Genomic DNA, 19,029 nt, shown 5'->3' with positions numbered 1-19,029 from the left:
AGTTACTGAGAGGTCTCAGCGTATAGCCGGCTCGCCGCACATCCTGCCCGATTACGACGCGGTGGCCCCCGCGTCCACAGGCAGAGCGGTCCCCGTCACGAAGGAGGACGCGTCGGAGCAGAGCCAGAGCACGGCATCGGCGATCTCCTCCGGTTCGGCGAACCGCTTGATCACCTGGGGGGCTACGGCCTGCGCCTGGAGTTCGGGCGGCAGAGCGGCGGTCATGTCGGTGCGGACCGCCGCCGGGCAGACCGCGTTGACCCGGATGTTGCGGTCCGCGCACTCGATGGCGGCGGTCTTTGTCAGACCGATGACGGCATGCTTGCTCGCGGAGTAGGCGGCGCCCTGCGGAAGGCCGATGAGCCCGGCGAGCGACGCGGTGTTGACGATCGCACCGCCACCCGACGCGGCCATGAGAGGGATCTGCGCCCGCAGACCGTGCCAGACCCCTTTCAGGTTCACGGCGAGGCAACGGTCGAAGGCCGCCTCGTCGGTGTCGGTGACGCTGCCCTGCACGGCGATACCGGCGTTGTTGTGCGCGAAGTCCAGCCGCCCGTACGTCTCTGCCACGGTCGCCGCGAGTGCGGTGCACTCGTCGGCCTGGGTGACGTCGCACGCGACGAACAGTGCCCGCCCGCCGGCCTGCTCGACCAGCCGCACGGTCTCCAGTCCGGCGGCGCGTCGGCTGCCCAGATCGGCGACGACGACCGCTGCCCCGGCGCGCCCGAAGGCCACGGCGGCGGCTCGTCCGATGCCGCCTGCCGCGCCGGTGACCAGCCCGGCCTTGCCCTTCATAGTGATCTCCATACCTCCGAGACTAGCTCGATGTCTCAGTAATTCCCACCCGCGCAGTACCTAGACCTCTAATTAATTGGTTGCTACGTTGAGGCCGCTTCAGAGTGAGAGGAGCGCACCGTGCGCCTCATTCCGGCCGTCGTGCCGCGACTGGACGTCCTGAACGTCCCGCGCGAGGCAGAGCGCCAGCTCGGCCTCGCGACCGATCCCCGTCAACGGGCGATCCTGACCAACTTCCGCCGCCACGCCATGCTGGAGGTGTCCGGCCGGTGGCCGGAGATCCTCGACCCGGATCTGACCGTGCCCCACCCCGTCTACCGCATCGTCGAAGGCGACAACACCGCCGTCTTCGACGGCCATGACGCCGTCGCCGGCTTCTACCGCACGATGACCGACGCCGGACTGAACGTGCTCGTCCCGCTCACCGAGCGCATCGCGGTCGCGGACTGGGGACTGGCCATCGAGTCGCTACTGGGGCAGATCGTCCCGGGTGCGCTGATGAAGCCCGCGATGGGCGAGGACGTCGACGACCTCGACGCCCACTACCTCGTCACCCACAAAGTGGCCAACATCTGGCCCTATGACGAGGCCGTCAAGCTGCTCGGCGAACACGTCTACATCGACCGCGCCTCACGCGAGGTCCACCGCATGGATCCAGCGGACGTCGTCACGCCGCAGCAGGCCGCTGACCTGCTGGCACCGTTGCTCGACCCACCTATTGACGTGGGTGTGACCCCGGCGTAGCTTCCAGAAATCGGTTAGATCTCTCAGTATTTTTCTGCACCTCGCGGGTCCGAGCCGGCCCGCATGTCCGGGAGGCCCGACGTGCCTTTCCAGCCACCTTCCAACACCGCCGTCCGCCCGCTCCCCGACGCCGCCGCCGAGGCCTTTGTCGAGGCGCTCGGCACGGACGCGGTCCTCACCGCCCCCGGAACCGTCGACGACTTCCGGGACCCCTTCTCCCACCCGGGCTGGAGCGACCACACCGCGGCCGCCGTCGTCATGCCGGCCACCGTCGAAGAGGTCCAGGCGGTCGTCCGCATCGCCGGCGAGCACCGCGTCCCGCTGTGGACCTTCTCCCAGGGCCGCAACAACGCCTACGGCGGACCCGCCCCCCGCGTCCCCGGATCGGTGCAGGTCAGCCTGCGCCGCATGAACCGCGTCCTCGAAGTGAACGAGGAACTGGCCTATGTGGTCGTCGAGCCCGGTGTGCGCTTCTTCGACCTGTACGACCACCTGCGCGCCGGCGGTCACAAGGTCTGGTCCTCCGCCCCCGACCTCGGCTGGGGCAGCGTCATCGGCAACGCCCTCGACCACGGGATCGGATACACCGTCGACGGCGACCACGCCGCCCGGCTGTGCGGCCTGGAGGTCGTCCTGCCCGACGGGAGTCTGCTGCGCACCGGTATGGGCGCGATGTCCGGCAACCGTGCCTGGCACGCCTACCCTCGTGGCTTCGGTCCCACGGCCGACGGTCTGTTCAAGCAGTCCGGACTCTCCATCGTCACCCGGGCGGGAGTGTGGTTGATGCCCGAGCCGGAGTGCTATCTCTCCGGCGGCGTCCAGGTGCCCCGCAAGGAGGACCTGCCCGTCCTCATCGACGCACTTCGCCCCCTCCTGCTGGACCGCACCCTCCAGAACCACCCCGCCATCGGCCATCCGCTCTTCATCGCCTCCGTCATGGACGGCGCACCCACCCGTGCCGAGGTGTACGACGGTCCCGGCCCCGTACCCGAGGAGGCGGTTCTCCGGCTCGCCCGGCAAATGGGCCTCGGCCGCTGGAACATGCGCTTCGCGCTGTACGGCACCGAGGGCATCGTCGACGCCCGCCTCGCCCGGATCAGGAAGGCACTGTCGGTCATCCCCGGCGTCCACGTCGTCGGCGAGAAGTTCGCCGGACACGCTGTACACGACACCGCCCGCGATCAGAACGCCCAGGTCCAGGCGGGCATCCCCAGCCTGGACCTGATGCGGGCACTGTCCTGGTACAGCGGCGAGGGAGGCGGCCATCTCGACTTCTCCACCGTCTCACCCCTGCGCGGGCAGGACGTCGTACGGGTGCATGCCCTGCTGGACGACCAGCTGAGCGGCAGCGGGCTGGACTACGACCCCGCCATGATCCTGGGCCAGCGGCACATCACCAACGTCGCCCAGCTCTACTTCAACCCCTGCGACGAGAAGCAGACCGGCGACGCCTACCGGCTCTACCCCGAACTGGTCCGCGCCCTCGCCGGGGCCGGCTACGGCGTCTACCGCACGCACGTCGACTTCATGGACGCCGTCGCCGACACCTTCGACTTCGGCGATCACGCGCTGCGCCGCTTCAACGAGCGGCTCAAGGACGCGCTCGACCCACACGGCATTCTCTCCCCCGGCAAGCAGGGCATCTGGCCTTCCGGACTGCGCCACCTGCGCGACGTTTCGCCCAGCCGCTGACCCGCTTCCGCCCGCGCGCGGCCTCTCTCCCTTCCCCTTTGCCCCAGCCGACCACCATGAGCAACGGAGCCCATTGTGAAGACCAACGGCCATCGCCCGCACAGATTTACGAGCACCCGCGTGCTCACCGTCGCCGCCTGCGCCCCTCTCCTGGCCCTGCTGGCCACCGGCTGCGCCTCCACCGGCACCGACGCCGCCGCGGCCTCCTCCGCGAAGCCGTCCAAGGCCTCCAAGTGCGGCCTCGGCAACGGCAAGACGGCCACCGGGCCGGCCATCAAGCTCGGTGCCATCGTCTCTGACACCCCCGGGCTGAGCTTCACCGACGTCACCGACATGGCGAACGCGTACTTCTCCTGCGTCAACGCCAACGGCGGCATCAACGGCCGCCCCGTGAAACTCGTCGTGGAAAAGGACGCGCTCGACCCGCAGTTGACCGCATCCCTGGCGACCAAGCTGATAGACACCGAGAAGATCGTCGGCTTCACCGCCAGCAGCAGCGTCCTGGACTGCTCGGTCAACGCCAAGACCTACGAGAAGAAGGCCGTCTACGGCATCGACGCGGGCCTCGCCCTCGACTGCTTCAACTCCCCCGCCATCGCGCCTATCAACGTCGGCGCAAGTTACAGCGCACTGGCCACCGCCCAGTATCTCCTCGACAAGGGCGCCAAGAAGCTGGTCGTCTTCACCAGCAACACACCCGGCTCCAACGCCATCAACGCCAGCATCAAGGAGCTCGGCAAGAAGGCCGGCGTCCCAGTCACCGCCTGGGTGGAGAACGTCCCGATCGCCGACGCCAACGGGCTCGCGCTCAAGGCCGCCCAGGCCGCGGGCGCCAGCGGCGGTGTCGTGGTGAACCTCAACGCGGGTGAGGCGCTGAAGGTGTTCAAGGCCATCGAGCAGCAGGGCCTGATCGACCAGGCCATATGGGGCTGCCCGGCGGGCTGCAACGACCAGTCCATGCTCCAGCAGCTGGGCAGCGCCTGGGACGGCAAGCTCGGCGTCAACGCCGAGATGAACCTGGCCAGCTCGCCCGGTCCGGACAACCAGCTCTATCTCCAGCTGCGCCGGAAGTACGCCCCGAAGACCCAGCTCGGAAACTTCGGCCAGCTCGGCTTCACCGCCGCACGGATCGCCGTCCAGGCGCTGCTGAGCATCAAGTCCGGCGACTACACCACCGCCACCGTGGGCGCGGCGTTCAAGGGTGTCAAGGACTACCGGTCCGACCTGTACTGCAAGCCCTGGTACTTCGGCACCCAGGCGTTCCACACCGCCAACAACACCACCCGGACCATCACTCCGAAGAGCGGTCAGTGGGCGCAGACCCAGGACTGCTCGGAGATGCCCGCCCTCCCGAACAACAACTTCGCCGAGATCCGCGCATACGAGAAGCAGATCGGTCTCGGCTGACCGCCGACTGTCCGATCGGAACAGGATGTCTCCCATGCCGAGCCTTCTGCCCTTCCTCGTTCTCGGACTGGCTCTCGGTGGTGTGTTCTCGCTCTCCGGCGTCGGCATCGTGGTCCTGTACCGCACCACCGGAGTGCTCTATCTGGCGGGCGGAGCGGTCGGCGCCGTCGGTGCCTTCACCGCCTGCTCCTTGGCCACCACCGCGGGCCTGTCCGTCTGGCCTGCGGCCGCACTCGGCGTAACGCTGTCGGCGGCGATCACCCTGCTGTACGGCTTGCTCCTCGGTCCCCGGCTCGCCCAGCGCGAACCGCTGGTCAAGGCCGCGGCCACGCTCGGTCTGACGCTCGTCCTGCTGGGCACCATGTCCTGGATCTGGGGCGCGCAGACCTACTCCCTCTCCCTGCCCACGACCGCCTGGGGCATCGTCCTCGGCACCGTGCACGTCAACGGCACCCAGCTGATCAGCCTGGCGCTCGGCCTGCTGCTCACCGCCGTCACCGCGGTGTTCCTGGACCGCACGGCGCTGGGCACGGCGATGCGCGCGCTGGCCGACGACCGGGAGAGCAGCGCGCTGCTGGGCGTACCGGTGCGCCGGGTGGAGGCGGCCGCCTGGCTGGGTTCCGGCGTCGTCTTCGGCGTGGCGGGGATCGTGCTGTCCAACCTGGTCGGCCTCGACATCAACGGTCTGACGTTCCTGATCATCTCCGGGCTGGCCGCCGCCCTCGTCGGACGGCTGGAGTCGCTGTGGACCACGCTGGCTGCCGGCCTCGTCATCGGGGTCGCCCAGTCCCTGCTCACTCCCGTGGCGAGCCTGTCCTCCTACCGATCCATGACGCCGTTCCTGGTGGCGATAGCGGTCGTGCTGGTCATGGCCGTCCGCCGCCCGTCACAGACAAGGGTCTGACGAATGAACGTCCTCGAAGACGCGCACCGCGCCACCGCACCGGACCATGCGCGGCACCCGACGGCGGCCATCGGGCACAGGCTGCGGCAGCCCCTGTCGGCGGCGGCCTGGCCGGCCGGTGTGGCGGCGGCGGCCGCGCTCCTGCTGCCGCTGTTCACCAGCGCGTACTGGATCCAGGTTCTCACCGCCGCGGCGGTGTTCTCGGTCGCGGCCCTGGGTCTGAGCGTGCTGTACGGGCGGGTCGGGCTGATCTCACTGGGCCAGATCGCGATGCTCGCGGCCGGCGGCTGGACCGCGCAACGGCTGGGCCAGACCGGCGCCTTGCCGTTCTGGCTGGTACTGCTGGCCACCGGCGTGGTGACCGGCCTGATCGGAATCGTCATCGGACTCCCCGCCCTGCGGCTGTCCGGCCTGTACCTGGCCCTGATCACCCTCATGCTGGCCGCTGCGGTCACCATCGTGCTGACCAACACCAACTTCCCCAACGGCGGACCCGGCTTCCTCGGCTACGACCCCGTGAAATCCGGCACCGTGCCGCTGGCCCGGCCCGGTGTCGCCGCCGGCGACACCGCGTACTTCCGCTACACGGTCGTGGTCTGCGCCCTGATGTTCCTGCTGGCCATCGCCCATACCCGGGGCAGGCCGGGCAGGGCCTGGGCGGCGATCCGGCAGAGCGAGCACGCGGCGGTGGCCGCCGGGATCAACGTCACCCTGTACAAGCTGTGGGCCTTCGCCCTGGCGTGCTTCATGACCGGTGTGGCCGGGGCCCTGCTGGCGGCCAGCGCGGGCGGGCTGACGGTCTACCAGTTTCCCCCGCAGGAGTCGATCACTCTGCTGGCGGCCCTGCTGATGGCGGGCATGTACCACTTCGCCGGAGCCGTCGTGACCGGGCTGATGCTGAAGGCGATGCCGGCCCTGCTCGACACCTGGGGGGTCAGCGGCAACGTCCTGCTGATCGTCTTCGGGGTGGGCCTGGTGCAAACGCTGGTCGCCTCGCCGGAGGGCATAGCCGGCCGGCTGAGCCGGGACCTGGCCCGGCTGGGCGCCCGGGTCCGGACGCGGAGGACCACGTCATGATCGAGATCAGGGAGCTGACCGTACGCTTCGGCGGTGTCACCCCCATCCAGGCCATGGATCTGACGCTGCCCGGCGGCGCCTGCGGCCTGATCGGCCCCAACGGCGCCGGCAAGACCACCTTCTTCAACGTACTCAGCGGCTTCGTCACCCCGGCGACCGGTCGCGTCCTGGCATTCGGTGACGACCTGCTGGCCCTGCCGGGCCACCGCCGAGCCCGCTGGGGGCTGCGCCGCACCTTCCAGACCGAGCAGGCGATCGAGCAACTGTCGGTGTACGACAACGTGGCCATGGTCCACGAGCACACCGGTGGCCACCGCCGCGACCGCCACCGCGACGTGCTCACCGCCCTGGACTTCGTCGGCCTTTCCGTCAGCCCCACGGCCCCGGTCGGCGCCCTGGGCGCGGGGGAACGACGGCTGGTCGAGCTCGCCCGTGCGGTCGTCGGCCGCCCCCGCGTGGTCCTGCTCGACGAGCCCGCCGCGGGGCTGCCGGACGAGGAGACGGGCCGGATCGGTGCCGTGATCCGCCGCATCCCGGCGGAGCTGGACGCCATGACCGTACTGGTCGACCACGACATGAGCCTGGTGTCTGCCTGCTGCGACGTCACCGCCGTGCTCGACTTCGGCCGGCTCATCGCCGCCGGTCCCACCCAGGAGGTCCTGCGCGACGAGCATGTCGTGCGGGCCTACCTCGGTACCGAGGAGGTCGCATGACCGTCACCACCGCGCCCGCGCTGCACGTCGAAGGGCTCCGTGTCGCACGCGGAACCCGGACCGTGCTGCACGACGTACGTCTCGACATCCCCGCCGGAGAGGTCACCGCTCTCCTCGGCCCCAACGGCGCGGGCAAGTCCACCCTGGTCCTCGCGCTCGGCGGCATCCTGCGCCCCACCGGCGGGCGCATTCTGCTCGGCGAGCGGGAGCTGACGGGACGCCGGCCCGAGAAGGTGCGGGCGGCCGGGGTGGCAGTCGTACCCGAAGGGCGGCGGCTGCTGCCCAGCCTGACCGTCCGTGACAACCTGCACGCCGCGGTCTACTCCCTCGGCCGCGAGGCCCGCCGGCCCGGAGTCGAGTACGCGCTGCAGCTCTTCCCCGAGCTGAGGCAACGCTGGCACACCCCCGCCCGTGCCCTGTCCGGCGGGCAGCAGCAGATGGTCGTCCTGGCCCAGGCACTCGCCTCCCGGCCGTCCGTGCTGGTCGTGGACGAGCTGTCGCTGGGCCTGGCGCCGGTCGTGGTGAAGCGTCTGACGCCGGTCCTGGCCGACGTCGCCGCCGCCGGCACGGCCGTCCTGCTCATCGAGCAGTTCGCACACGTCGCCCTCGCCCTGGCCACCACCGCCCACATCCTGGAAGGCGGCCGCATCCGCTTCAGCGGCACGGCACAGGAGCTCAAGGACAACCCCGACAAGCTGAGCGCCGCGTACCTGCTGCGCACGAACGCCGAGGACTCCCCGTCATGACCCGACCGCCCCTCTCCGCCGACGCTCTGGCCGCTCTCTCCGCCGCCCTCGGCCCGGAGCATGTCCTGCACCGCCCCGAGGACCTGCTGCCGTACCGCGATCCGTACGCCCACGCCTCCTGGCAGGAGCACATCCCCTCCGCTGTCGTCTCGCCCGCCACCGTCGAGGAGGTCCAGGCCGTCGTCCGGATCGCCGGCGAACACAGCCTGCCGCTGTGGACGTTCTCCCAGGGCCGCAACAACGGATACGGCGGTCCGGCCCCGGCCACCACCGGCTCGGTCTCGGTCAGCCTGCGTCGCATGAACCGCATCCTGGAACTGGACGAAGACCTCGCGTACTGCGTGGTCGAGCCCGGTGTGCGCTTCTTCGACCTCTTCGAGGAGATCCGGCGGCGCGGCCTCGCCCTGTGGCCCTCCATCCCCGACCTCGGCTGGGGCAGCGTCATCGGCAACTGCCTCGATCACGGCGTCGGCTTCACCCCGCTCGGCGACCACCCCGGCCGCCAGAGCGGCATGGAGGTCGTCCTCGCCGACGGCTCCCTGCTGCGTACCGGCATGGGCGCCATGGAGGGCAACGCGTCCTGGCCCGTCCGCAAGCCCGGCTTCGGTCCGTCGGCCGACGGGATGTTCATGCAGTCCAACTACGGCATCGTCACCAAGATGGGCTGCTGGCTCGTACCGCAGCCCGAGGTGTACATGTCCTGCGACGTGCGGGTCGAGCGCGAGGAGGACATCGCCGCCCTCGTCGACACCGTCCGCCCGCTGCTCCTGGACCGCACCATCCCCAACTACCCCATCGCGTACAACACGATGCTCGTCGGCGGCGCGCTCAGCGGCGTCCCCCGCGAGTACTGGTACCGGGGAGAGGGCGCGCTTCCGGAGGAGGCCATCGACCGTATAGCCCGCGAGACGGACACGGGCCGCTGGTACATGCGCTTCGCCCTGTACGGCCACGCGGAGATCGTGGAGCAGCAGTACGAGATCTGCCGCCGCGCCTTCGAGGCCATCCCCGGCGCCCGCCTCACCGCTCGCGCATACGACGGCGCCACCGCCGTCGACCGGCTCACGGCGCCCGCCGAACCGGTCCCGGACGGGCCGGCCGCCGCCCTGCCGCGCATCCGGCACCAGTCCGACACCACCCAGGCCGGCGTCCCCACGCTCGACCTGTTGGACAACCTCAGCTGGGACGAACACGGCGTGGGCGGCCACCTCGACTACTCCCCCGTCGCCCCGCTCACCGGCGAGGAGGCGCTGGAGCAGAACCGCTGGCTGCGCTCCGCCCTCGCGGCCGAAGGCCTGGACTACGCCACCTCCCTGATGCTCACCCCGCGCGCCTTCGTCAACATCACCTCGTTGTGGTTCAACACGGCCGACGCGGCGCAGACCCGGCACGCGTACGACGTGATCGGCCGGCTCATCCCGGAAGGCGCCCGCCGCGGCTACGGCGTCTACCGCACACACCTGCGCCACATGGACGCTGTCGCCGACACCTTCGACTTCGGCGGCCACGCCCAGCGCCGCTTCAACGAAGCCGTCAAGGACTGCCTCGACCCGCAGGGCATCTTCTCGCCCGGCAAGCAGGGGATCAGGGCGCGGGCGCTGCGCTGAGAAGCCGTTGTCGTACCGAACTTAATGGGTGTGTTTCCGCAGTTCAGGCATGATGTCGGTGTTGGCGAGGCAGGCTCGGCGGGTCGGGTTGCCTCGTGGGTGAAGGCGCCAAGATGGCGTCGGTCGTGGGTCTGCTGGAGGAGCGGGAGCCGGCCGCGCGTGAGGGGGTGGAGGGGCTGCGGGAGGAAGCAGACCGGGTGCTCGCCGCACTCGCCGAGGCGGAGACGGACTGGCAGGAATGGCTGATCACGCGTCAGCGGGTCGGTGCGGTCCTGTCCGCGCCGAGGCCCGTGGAAGCCGGACTCGAGAGCCCAGCACCGGCCGAGGAACCTTGCGTGTCGGAGTCGGTGTCCGTCCCGGACGCGCCCGCCGCCGTGCCGTCGCGGGTGGCTCGTGCGGGTTCGGTCGTCCCGGTGTGGCGGGCCCGCGTTGTCGGCGGAAACGTACTGGCCCTGGACTACCGGCGCATCCTGTCCGTGCTGGCCGAACGCCGGTCAGACAGGGACAGGGTGATGACGTGTCAGGAGATCGTCGCCGCACTGGGGCTGGCGCCGGTCCCGGCCAGTGTGGAGGGCGTGCGCTCGAAGATGAAGCGGCTGGCGGATCGGGGCTGGGTCGTCGATCCGACCCCGGGCCGGTTCACGCTCGCCGCCGGGTGCGGTGGTGACCAGCACGGCCAGCAGCAGGCCGAGGCAGTCGACCACGATGTGGCGCTTGCGACCGGGGACCTTCTTCGCACCGTCGTATCCGCGTGAGGACGTCGGCACCGTGGCCGCCGCGCGCAGGGACTGCGCGTCGATCACCGCGGCGGTCGGCTCCGGGTCGCGGCCGGCGTCCTCGCGGACCATGCCCCGCAGCCGGTCGTGGAACTCAGCCAGCAGGCCCCGCGCGCGCCACCGCCGCGCGAAGGCGTAGACCCGGTCCCAGGCGGGGAAGTCCGCCGGCATCGCCCACCACTTGATGCCGTTGTCGACCAGGTAGCGCACGGCGTCCGACATCTGCCGGTGGCAGTAGCCCTCCGGCTGCCCGCCCCGCCCCTGCAGTGCCCGCATTCCCGAACCGGTGAGCGAGGCAATCACACGACCGGGTAGCCGAGTTGAACGACACGGGCGCAGGAACGCAAGACTGCGACACAGGGCCTCCTGGCCGGCTCGTTTGGACTTCGACAATCCCGAGCTGGACAGGAGGCCCTGCCTTCATGCGCGAACCGGCTGGAGATCACCCGACCGAGTCACCTCAATCGAACCGATGCCCACCACTAGGCCGCCTCGGGAAGCGGGAAGCTGCGGCGCATCAGGGCGTCGAAGGCGGCGTCGGGGAGCAGGCGCTTGGCCAGCATGGTGGCGCGGGCGAGCGCGCCGATCGCGTACCGGGCGCGGGGCTTGGCGGTGGTGGCGGCGCGGACGATCACCTTGGTGGCGGCCTCGGCGGGGACGGCGCCGCTGCGGCGGGTGAAGGCGTGGTTGGCGTACATGTCGGCGAGCTTGGCGCGGAAGCCGGCGTACGGGTCGGCGGCGTCCGTGGCGGGAGCCATGGTGCCGACCGCGGTGCCGCTGAACTCGGTGATGGTGGGCCCGGGTTGGACGACGACGACCTCGATGCCGAAAGGCGCGACCTCCAGGCGCAGCGAGTCGCTGATCGCCTCCACGGCGTGCTTGCTGGCGTGGTAGAAGGCGCCGCCGGGAGGGGAGAAGCGGCCGGCCATGGAGGAGAGGTTGACGATCCGGCCGTGCCCGGCGCGGCGCATGCCCGGCAGCACCAGCTGGGCCATCCGGACCAGGCCGAAGACGTTGGTGTCGAACTGGGCGCGGACCTCGGCCGGGGTGGCGGACTCCACGGGCAGGTGCAGCCCGAATCCGGCGTTGTTGATCAGGATGTCGACGCTGCCGTGCTCGGCCTCGACGGCGGCCACCGCGTCGGCCATCGACTGCTCGTCGGTGACGTCGAGCGGCAGGGTGGACATGCCGAGCGCGGCCAGGTCGGCCAGGGTCTCGGGGCGGCGAGCGGTGGCGTACACGCGGTGGCCGAGCCGGTGCAGGGCCAGCGCGGCCTGCCGGCCCATGCCGGAGGAGCAGCCGGTGATCAGGATGGTCCGGGTCGGGGTCATGGGGTGGCCTTTCGGTGCAGGAGGTCCCAGATGCGGCTTTGGCGCGGTCCAGGTCATCGGTGGGGAGGGAGTCGAGGCCGCCGGGGCGGGCGAGTTTCATCCTAAGCTAAGTTTGCAGCGGACTGCAACATTGCGGTGGGCTGTAACTTGCGAGCATTCTGAGAGCAAGGTCTGCGGGAGCGCGGTAAGGCAAGGCGCAGCGAGGCGGTCATCCGTGCCGCCTTCGAGTTGTTCGCCGAGCAGGGCTACGACGCCACGACGGTCGCCGAGATCGCGGAACGGGCCGAGGTCTCGCCGCGCACGGTGGCCATGTACTTCCGCTCCAAGCAGGACATCGCCATGTCCAAGTTCAGCGAGGGCGCGGACCGGCTGACCGAGGCGATGCGCGAGCGGAGCCCCGACGAGCGTGCGGTGGACGTCCTCGGGCGGTGGCTGCTGGCGGAACACGAGTCGGGCGACGACGAGATGGTCGCACTGGAACGCCGCATGTTCGTCGCCAACCCCGAACTGGCTGCGCTGCGGACGGCACGGATGGACGCCGCCATCCGCGAATCGACCAGAGTCGTCGCCGAGGATCTCGGCGTCGCCCCGGATTCCGTCGGGCCATCATCACCGAGCCGTACCGCTGCGCACCACACCGCGCGGACACCGCACCGGCCCCGCCCCGCCGCGCTCCAGCTCACCCGGGCGAACCGACGACCGGCCGCACCACCGGACGCCCGCAGCGCACCCCGCCCCCGGCACGTGAACCACCCCCAGTGACCCCCGGCCCGCAGCCCTGCTCCCGCTGGTCGATTCCCGGGCCCCCAGACACACCCCGGACCCGGCCCACACCCCACCCCGCGTTCCGCCTCGCCTTCGCGATCCCCGCGGCCCTGGCGCTCCTACCCCTGGTGACCGCTCGCGCTTTCGCCCACGGGGTGCACCACTCCTGAAAGTGCGGAGAGCCGGCGTGCGGCGCCAATGCCGCGGCAGGCAACCTTCGCCCCGTCGCGACGCTTCCCCCGGCCCCAAGGGGGGCGGGAGGTGCCCCCATGCACGCTCGCCCAGCCTTCGGCCGGGAGGTGCCCCCTTCGCCGCAACTGGCCGAAAACCCAAGGACACCCGGCGCTAGCCGGCGTCCCGAGGAAGGGACTCGATGGCCGCCTCAATGAGGCGCAGGGCGACCACCGCGGCCTGTTCGAGGTCGGACTCCTGGGTGCCGGTGAAGAGCTCGATGATGATGGCGGTCGCCGCGACGGCCACCATCCGGGGGCCGACGGAATCCGGGGCGACGCCGAGATCCTCGGCGACGACTCTGGTCGATTCGCGGATGGCGGCGTCCATCCGTGCCGTCCGCAGCGCAGCCAGTTCGGGGTTGGCGACGAACATGCGGCGTTCCAGTGCGACCATCTCGTCGTCGCCCGACTCGTGTTCCGCCAGCAGCCACCGCCCGAGGACGTCCACCGCACGCTCGTCGGGGCTCCGCTCGCGCATCGCCTCGGTCAGCCGGTCCGCGCCCTCGCTGAACTTGGACATGGCGATGTCCTGCTTGGAGCGGAAGTACATGGCCACCGTGCGCGGCGAGACCTCGGCCCGTTCCGCGATCTCGGCGACCGTCGTGGCGTCGTAGCCCTGCTCGGCGAACAACTCGAAGGCGGCACGGATGACCGCCTCGCTGCGCCTTGCCTTACCGCGCTCCCGCAGACCTTGCTTCACCATGGCGCCAAGATTACTGCAAAATTACAGCTCCTCGCAATATTGCAGCACACTGCAAATTTAGCTTAGGCTGCAGTCGTCTCGACGGATCGGCGACAAGGAACAGTCATGGCTGGAAAGTTGTACGCACTTGGCCGGTGGGCGGCGCGCCGCCGGCGCTGGGTGGTGGCGGGCTGGCTGCTGTTGCTCGCGGTGGTGGGCGGGCTCGGGATCACCCTCCACGGGAACCTCTCCACACAGTTCAGCGTGCCGGGGATCGAGGCGCAGCGGGCCACGGACCTGCTGAAGAAGGAGTTTCCGGAAGCTGCCGGCGCCGACGCACGCGTGGTGTTCGCCGCACCGCCCGGTGCCACGCTGCTCAGCGGGAAGGAGCAGGCCGCGATCGCCTCGAGCCTGCACAACGCCGCCTCGGTGGCCGGGGCGATCTCCGTGTCCGACCCGGTGACGGGCCAGACGATGTCCGCCGACCACACGATCGGCTTCGCCGACGTCCAGTTCGCCAAGGCGGCGGGAGAGGTGCCGAAGTCCGCCACCGATGCGCTGATCTCAGCGATGGGACCGGCCCGGGACGCCGGCCTCACGGTCGAGTACGACGGCTCGGCGATGGATCCGACCGTCTCGGTGAGCGGCCCCGCCGAGATCATCGGGATCGTCGTCGCGTTCCTCGTACTCGCCCTCGCCCTCGGGTCGCTGGTCGCGGCCGGACTGCCCATGGTCACCGCCTTCGTCGGAGTGGCGATCGGCGTTCTGGGCGTCGAGTTCGTGGCCGGGTTCGTCCAGATGACCGAGACCGCGACCACCCTGGCGCTGATGATCGGCCTGGCCGTCGGCATCGACTACGCCCTGTTTCTGGTGTCCCGCCACCGCGAGCAGCTGGCCTGCCAGGGTGACGACGAGCTCGACGTGCAGGACTCGATCGGTCACGCCACCGCCACCGCGGGCAGCGCCGTGGCGTTCGCCGGCCTCACGGTGATCATTGCGCTGGCGGCCTTGTCTGCCACCGGCATCCCGTTCCTGACCGTCATGGGCCTGGCCGCGGCCTTCACCGTGCTCCTCGCCGTCCTGGTCTCGCTCACCCTGGTGCCGGCCGTGCTGGCCTTCGCCGGTGAACGGCTGCGTCCCCGCGCCAAGCAGCGCCGCTCCCGGAGCGCACGTCCCGACTCCGCCGGGGCGTGGGGCCTGGCCTGGGCACGCATGATCACCCGCCGGCCCGTCGCCGCCCTGCTCGTCTGCCTGGCGGCTCTCGGAACCGTCGCGCTGCCGGTCGGCCACCTGCGTCTCGGCCTGCCCGGCAGCGAGACCCAACCCGTCGCCAGCACCCAGCACCGCGGCTACGACCTGCTCGGCCAGGGACTCGGGCCGGGCTACAACGCCACCGTCACCGTCGCCGTCGACACCGCCCGCGTCCCGGAAGCCCAGCGCACCGCGCTCCTCGACAACCTGGCCGACACGCTGCGGGGCGACACCGGCGTCGCCGCCGTCGCCCCGCCGGTGACCAACCAGGCCGGCACGGTCTCCCTCCTCAGCGTCATCCCCACAACCGGACCGGACGACCAGGCCACCACCGACCTGGTGCACCGGATGCGCGAGAGGGACAAGCAAGCCGTCACCCAGGCCGGCGGCGTCATGTACGTCACCGGCACCACCGCCACCGCTATCGACGTCTCCGCCAAACTGGCCGACGCGCTGCCCCTGTTCATCGCCATCATCACGATCCTGGCCATCGTCCTGCTGACCATCGCGTTCCGGTCACTGCTGGTCCCCCTCAAGGCCGTACTCGGCTTCCTGCTGTCCACCGCGGCCAGCCTCGGCTTCGCCGTCTGGGTCTTCCAGGACGGCAACCTCACCGACGCCTTCGGAGTCGCCGCCGCCGCACCCGTGGTGGCCTTCCTCCCCGTCCTGCTCGTCGGAGTGCTCTTCGGCCTCGCCATGGACTACGAGGTCTTCCTGGTCAGCCGCATGCGCGAACACTTCGAGCACACCGGCGACGCCCGCGAAGCCGTCGCCCACGGCGTGGCCAGGAGCGGACGCGTGGTCGTCGCCGCCGCACTGATCATGATGGTCGTCTTCGGCGGGTTCATCTTCACCGACGACCCCGTCATCAAGTCGATCGCCTTTTCCCTCGCCTTCGGCGTGCTCTTCGACGCCTTCGTCGTCCGCCTGACCATCGTCCCCGCCGTCATGGCCCTGCTCGGACACCGTGCCTGGTGGCTCCCCCGCTGGCTCGACCGCGTACTGCCCGACGTCGACATCGAAGGCGCCCGCCTGCCCGCTCCCACTCCGACCGCCAACACCCCGGCGACCACCCCGGTCCGGCAGCTCGACCACGTCTGACCCGAGCACCCGCTGGCGCGCAGTATGACGGCGCGTCAGCGGGTGCTTCCGGCTGCGGCCTCGCGCGGTCAGCCGCCGCGAACCTCGAATCCCCAATGGCCGAACGCCGGTCAGCCAAACACAGGGTGATGTCGTGTCAGGAGATCGTCGCCTCACTGGGGCTGGCGCCGGTCCCGGCAAGTGTGGAGGGCGTGCAACGGCTTCTGACAGCACATACGTGAGTCGGGCCCGCGGCACCAGGCCGCAGGCCCGACGTGTCTCACGCAGAGGTGTTCGGACACAAGAGTGCCGGGGGACCCGAACTCGCGGGTCACGCCCGGCACTTGCCTCGTCCTCCTCCGTCGGACGGTTCACATCGCCGACGCCCCCGCGTCGACCGGCAGACCGACCCCCGTCACGAAGCTCGCCTGATCCGAGCAGAGCCACACCACCGCCGCCGCGACCTCCTCCGGCTCGCCGAGCCGCTTGATGGCCATGCGGCTGACCCACTGGGCAAGCTGATCGTCCGTCAGCGCGTCCATGAGCGGTGTGCGAATGGAGGCAGGACACACGGCGTTCACCCGGATTCCGGACTCGGCGTACTCCACGGCGGCCGTCTTGGTGAGGCCAAGCACACCGTGCTTGCTCGCCACGTACGCTCCGAGCAGCGGCGGCGACACCAGCCCGGCCAGCGACGATGTGTTGACGATCGCGCCGGTGCCGCCCTGGGCGAGCATCTGCCGGATCTGGTGCTTCAGCCCCAGCCAGACGCCCTTGAGGTTGACGGCGATGACCCGGTCGAAGTCGGCGGCCTCCATGTCGACGAGGCTCGCCTGGTGCTCGACGCCGGCGTTGTTCAGCGCGAAGTCGAGCCGCCCGTAAGCACGTACGGTTTCGGCGACCAGCCGTTCCTGGTCCGCTTCGCGGGTGACGTCGCAGGGAACGAAGCGGGCACGGCCTCCCTCCTTCCCGACCAGCTCGACCGTCTGCTCCCCGCCGTCCCGGCAGCTCTCCAGGTCGCTGACGAGCACCGCGGCACCCGCCCGTGCGAAGGCGAGCGCGCTGGCCCGGCCGATACCGCCGGCGCCGCCCGTCACCAGTCCGGACTTCCCCTCCATGAACGGTGTGCCGGTCACAGCGTTGCTCCCTCGCGAATCTGGATCAGCTCGATCAGGTTGCCTTCAGGATCGGCGAGATAGCCGAAGCGGACATCGGGGTGGGGGGCCGGGCCCGGTGGCACGATCACTGAGGCGCCCGCGGCGAGCACTCGGTCGTAGAGGCCGTCCAAGTCGCTCACCCGAAGGCAGAAATGCCCGTAACCCTGGCGCAGTACGGCCGTGTTCGGGTCGGACGCGGGGGGCGAGGGGACCGAATCGGGGCGGGACATGAGCTCCACCGCGTAGCCGTCGGCGGCGCGCAGCACCACAGCACGCATGCGCTGGTCCTCGACCTCGAAGCGGAACTCCTCGGTGAGTCCGAGGGCTTTGGTGTAGAAGACGACGGCCGCGTCGAGATCACGGACCGACAGTCCGACATGGTCGATGGCCGTGGTTGCGGCCGAGGCCTGGGGTGCCGCTGCCGCCGTGGGGTGCATCGAGCACATCGCTGCCTCCTGTGGAGTAGTCAACAATCTAAGACATCTAAGCAGTCTGGCCATGTCGGCAACAAGACTTCTGCAGGTGGAAGGACCATCCGTGCACAGGTCTTGCGAAATTGAAACACACGACAATACTGTGAAGTCTAATCACTTCAGGGAGTGCATCGTGAGCCTTCTCGACGCGGACACATGGACTGCGAAGATCTTTGCCGACGGCTGGTCCGGCGGTTCCGGCGGGACCGCCCCGGTCATCGAGCCCGCCACCGGGGACCCACTCGGCGCCATCGGGATGGCCGACGCGGAGGACGCGCGCAAGGCCGCCACCCGAGCGGCGGCCGCGCAGGCACAGTGGGCGGCCCGGCCGCCCGGGGAGCGGGCCGCCGTCCTGCGCAGGGCCGGCGCGCTGTGGGAGGCGCACGCCGAGGAGATCCAGGACTGGATCGTCCGCGAGAGCGGCGCCATCCGCGCCAAGGCGGCGCTGGAGACCCACATCGCCGCCCAGGAGTGCTACGAGGCCGCCGCGCTGCCCAGCCATCCGCACGGCACTGTGCTGCCGTCCGACGAGGCACGCTGGAGCTTCGCCCGGCGCCGCCCGGCGGGCGTGGTCAGCGTCATCGCACCCTTCAACTTCCCGGTCATCCTGTCCATCCGTTCCGTCGCCCCGGCCCTCGCGCTGGGCAACGCGGTACTCCTCAAGCCCGACCCTCGCACGGCGGTGTGCGGCGGAGTCGCCCTCGTACGGATCTTCCAGGAAGCCGGTCTGCCGGAGGGACTCCTCCAACTACTGCCCGGCGGCGCCGACGTGGGCGAGGCCGTGGTGACCGCTCCCGAGGTCCGCGTCGTCTCCTTCACCGGATCCACGGCGGCGGGCCGCCGGGTCGGAGAGCTGGGTGCCCGCCATCTCAAGCGCACGCACCTGGAACTCGGCGGGAACAACGCCCTCATCGTGCTGCCCGGCGCGGACCTGGCGCTGGCCGCCTCCGCCGGTGCCTTCGGCTCCTTCATGCACCAGGGCCAGATATGCATGTCCACCGGCCGCCACCTGGTCCACGAAAGCCTGTACGACGCCTACGTGGAAGCCCTGTCCGCCAAGGCCGCCCACCTGCCCGTCGGCGACCCGGCGTCCGGTCAGGTCGCGCTCGGCCCGCTCATCGACGACCGGCAGCTCGGGCGCGTCGACGACCTCGTGCGGCGGACCGTGGCCGCCGGCGCCCGGCTCGCCGCCGGCGGCACCTACCAGGACCTCTTCTACGCCCCGACCGTGCTGGCGGCCGTGTCCCCGACGATGCCCGCCTGGACGGACGAGGTGTTCGGCCCCGTGGCGCCCGTCGTGCCCTTCGCCACGACGGAGGAGGCCATCGCTCTCGCGTCCGAGAGCGAGTACGGACTCTCCCTCGGCATCCTCGGTGACGTCGGCGACGCCATGGCCATCGCGGACGCGGTTCCCAGCGGCATCGTCCACATCAACGAGCAGACCGTCTCCGACGAGGCCAACGCCCCCTTCGGCGGCGTCGGCGCCTCCGGTACCGGTTCGCGCTTCGGCGGCCCCGAGGCCAACATCGAGGCCTTCACCGAGACCCAGTGGCTGACCGCGCGCCCCCGGATCGCCCCCTACCCGTTCTGACCGGA

The 19,029-nt window shown here is 70.6% G+C and carries 17 protein-coding genes; 11 read left to right on the top strand and 6 right to left on the bottom strand.

The window, feature by feature from the left end; translation table 11 throughout:
• Nucleotides 1-51: 51 nt before the first annotated feature.
• The gene (locus tag D1369_RS37875) at nt 52-807 is read right to left on the bottom strand and encodes an SDR family oxidoreductase (RefSeq protein WP_007379939.1); all 756 of its coding nucleotides are present in this window, start codon (nt 805-807) and stop codon (nt 52-54) included.
• 108 nt (nt 808-915) lie between these two features.
• On the opposite strand from D1369_RS37875, the gene D1369_RS37870 reads away from it, so the two are divergent.
• The 8 genes from D1369_RS37870 to D1369_RS37835 all read left to right on the top strand — a co-directional run bounded on the left by D1369_RS37870 (nt 916) and on the right by D1369_RS37835 (nt 9,685).
• Nucleotides 916-1,539 (top strand): hypothetical protein, encoded by a 624-nt coding sequence (locus tag D1369_RS37870; RefSeq protein WP_007379940.1) that lies wholly within the window; start codon nt 916-918, stop codon nt 1,537-1,539.
• 81 nt (nt 1,540-1,620) lie between these two features.
• Nucleotides 1,621-3,231 (top strand): FAD-binding oxidoreductase, encoded by a 1,611-nt coding sequence (locus D1369_RS37865; protein ID WP_240436125.1) that lies wholly within the window; start codon nt 1,621-1,623, stop codon nt 3,229-3,231.
• Nucleotides 3,232-3,351: 120 nt separating this feature from the next.
• A complete protein-coding gene (locus D1369_RS37860; RefSeq protein WP_037898935.1) occupies nt 3,352-4,638 on the top strand; it encodes an ABC transporter substrate-binding protein in 1,287 nt (428 codons plus the stop codon).
• A gap of 34 nt (nt 4,639-4,672) precedes the next feature.
• Nucleotides 4,673-5,542 (top strand): branched-chain amino acid ABC transporter permease, encoded by an 870-nt coding sequence (locus D1369_RS37855; RefSeq protein ID WP_007379943.1) that lies wholly within the window; start codon nt 4,673-4,675, stop codon nt 5,540-5,542.
• Nucleotides 5,543-5,545: 3 nt separating this feature from the next.
• Nucleotides 5,546-6,619, top strand: a complete 1,074-nt coding sequence (locus tag D1369_RS37850; protein WP_007379944.1) for a branched-chain amino acid ABC transporter permease — start codon at nt 5,546-5,548, stop codon at nt 6,617-6,619.
• Nucleotides 6,616-7,332 (top strand): ATP-binding cassette domain-containing protein, encoded by a 717-nt coding sequence (locus D1369_RS37845; RefSeq protein ID WP_007379945.1) that lies wholly within the window; start codon nt 6,616-6,618, stop codon nt 7,330-7,332. The genes D1369_RS37850 and D1369_RS37845 overlap by 4 nt, the downstream gene beginning before the upstream one ends.
• The gene (locus D1369_RS37840; RefSeq protein WP_007379946.1) at nt 7,329-8,078 is read left to right on the top strand and encodes an ABC transporter ATP-binding protein; all 750 of its coding nucleotides are present in this window, start codon (nt 7,329-7,331) and stop codon (nt 8,076-8,078) included. Before D1369_RS37845 ends, D1369_RS37840 begins: the two co-directional genes overlap by 4 nt.
• A complete protein-coding gene (locus tag D1369_RS37835) occupies nt 8,075-9,685 on the top strand; it encodes an FAD-binding oxidoreductase (protein ID WP_037898939.1) in 1,611 nt (536 codons plus the stop codon). The genes D1369_RS37840 and D1369_RS37835 overlap by 4 nt, the downstream gene beginning before the upstream one ends.
• A 494-nt stretch (nt 9,686-10,179) precedes the next feature.
• Here the strand turns inward: D1369_RS37835 and D1369_RS37825 are convergent, their stop codons facing one another.
• Nucleotides 10,180-10,737, bottom strand: a complete 558-nt coding sequence (locus D1369_RS37825) for a transposase (protein WP_237557592.1) — start codon at nt 10,735-10,737, stop codon at nt 10,180-10,182.
• A gap of 206 nt (nt 10,738-10,943) precedes the next feature.
• Nucleotides 10,944-11,792, bottom strand: a complete 849-nt coding sequence (locus D1369_RS37820) for an SDR family NAD(P)-dependent oxidoreductase (RefSeq protein WP_007379948.1) — start codon at nt 11,790-11,792, stop codon at nt 10,944-10,946.
• Between the two features lie 171 nt (nt 11,793-11,963).
• Between D1369_RS37820 and D1369_RS37815 the strand changes: the two genes are divergently transcribed.
• The gene (locus D1369_RS37815) at nt 11,964-12,554 is read left to right on the top strand and encodes a TetR/AcrR family transcriptional regulator (RefSeq protein WP_272920851.1); all 591 of its coding nucleotides are present in this window, start codon (nt 11,964-11,966) and stop codon (nt 12,552-12,554) included.
• A 348-nt stretch (nt 12,555-12,902) separates the two neighbouring features.
• Here the strand turns inward: D1369_RS37815 and D1369_RS37810 are convergent, their stop codons facing one another.
• The gene (locus tag D1369_RS37810) at nt 12,903-13,493 is read right to left on the bottom strand and encodes a TetR/AcrR family transcriptional regulator (RefSeq protein ID WP_007379949.1); all 591 of its coding nucleotides are present in this window, start codon (nt 13,491-13,493) and stop codon (nt 12,903-12,905) included.
• A gap of 105 nt (nt 13,494-13,598) precedes the next feature.
• On the opposite strand from D1369_RS37810, the gene D1369_RS37805 reads away from it, so the two are divergent.
• Nucleotides 13,599-15,824 (top strand): MMPL family transporter, encoded by a 2,226-nt coding sequence (locus tag D1369_RS37805; RefSeq protein WP_007379950.1) that lies wholly within the window; start codon nt 13,599-13,601, stop codon nt 15,822-15,824.
• A gap of 350 nt (nt 15,825-16,174) precedes the next feature.
• Here the strand turns inward: D1369_RS37805 and D1369_RS37800 are convergent, their stop codons facing one another.
• Together D1369_RS37800 and D1369_RS37795 are read right to left on the bottom strand one after the other, a co-directional pair.
• The gene (locus D1369_RS37800) at nt 16,175-16,939 is read right to left on the bottom strand and encodes a glucose 1-dehydrogenase (RefSeq protein WP_007379951.1); all 765 of its coding nucleotides are present in this window, start codon (nt 16,937-16,939) and stop codon (nt 16,175-16,177) included.
• Nucleotides 16,936-17,406 carry a VOC family protein gene (locus D1369_RS37795; protein ID WP_050789665.1) on the bottom strand — a complete coding sequence of 157 codons (471 nt, stop codon included), beginning with the start codon at nt 17,404-17,406 and terminating at the stop codon, nt 16,936-16,938. Before D1369_RS37795 ends, D1369_RS37800 begins: the two co-directional genes overlap by 4 nt.
• A gap of 160 nt (nt 17,407-17,566) precedes the next feature.
• Here D1369_RS37795 and D1369_RS37790 point away from each other — a divergent pair, with 160 nt between their 5' ends.
• Nucleotides 17,567-19,024 carry a benzaldehyde dehydrogenase gene (locus D1369_RS37790; protein WP_007379953.1) on the top strand — a complete coding sequence of 486 codons (1,458 nt, stop codon included), beginning with the start codon at nt 17,567-17,569 and terminating at the stop codon, nt 19,022-19,024.
• The last annotated feature ends 5 nt before the right edge of the window (nt 19,025-19,029 follow it).

Source organism: Streptomyces sp. CC0208 (assembly GCF_003443735.1).
GTDB lineage: Bacteria > Actinomycetota > Actinomycetes > Streptomycetales > Streptomycetaceae > Streptomyces > Streptomyces sviceus.
This window is presented reverse-complemented; position numbering and strand designations above follow the sequence as displayed.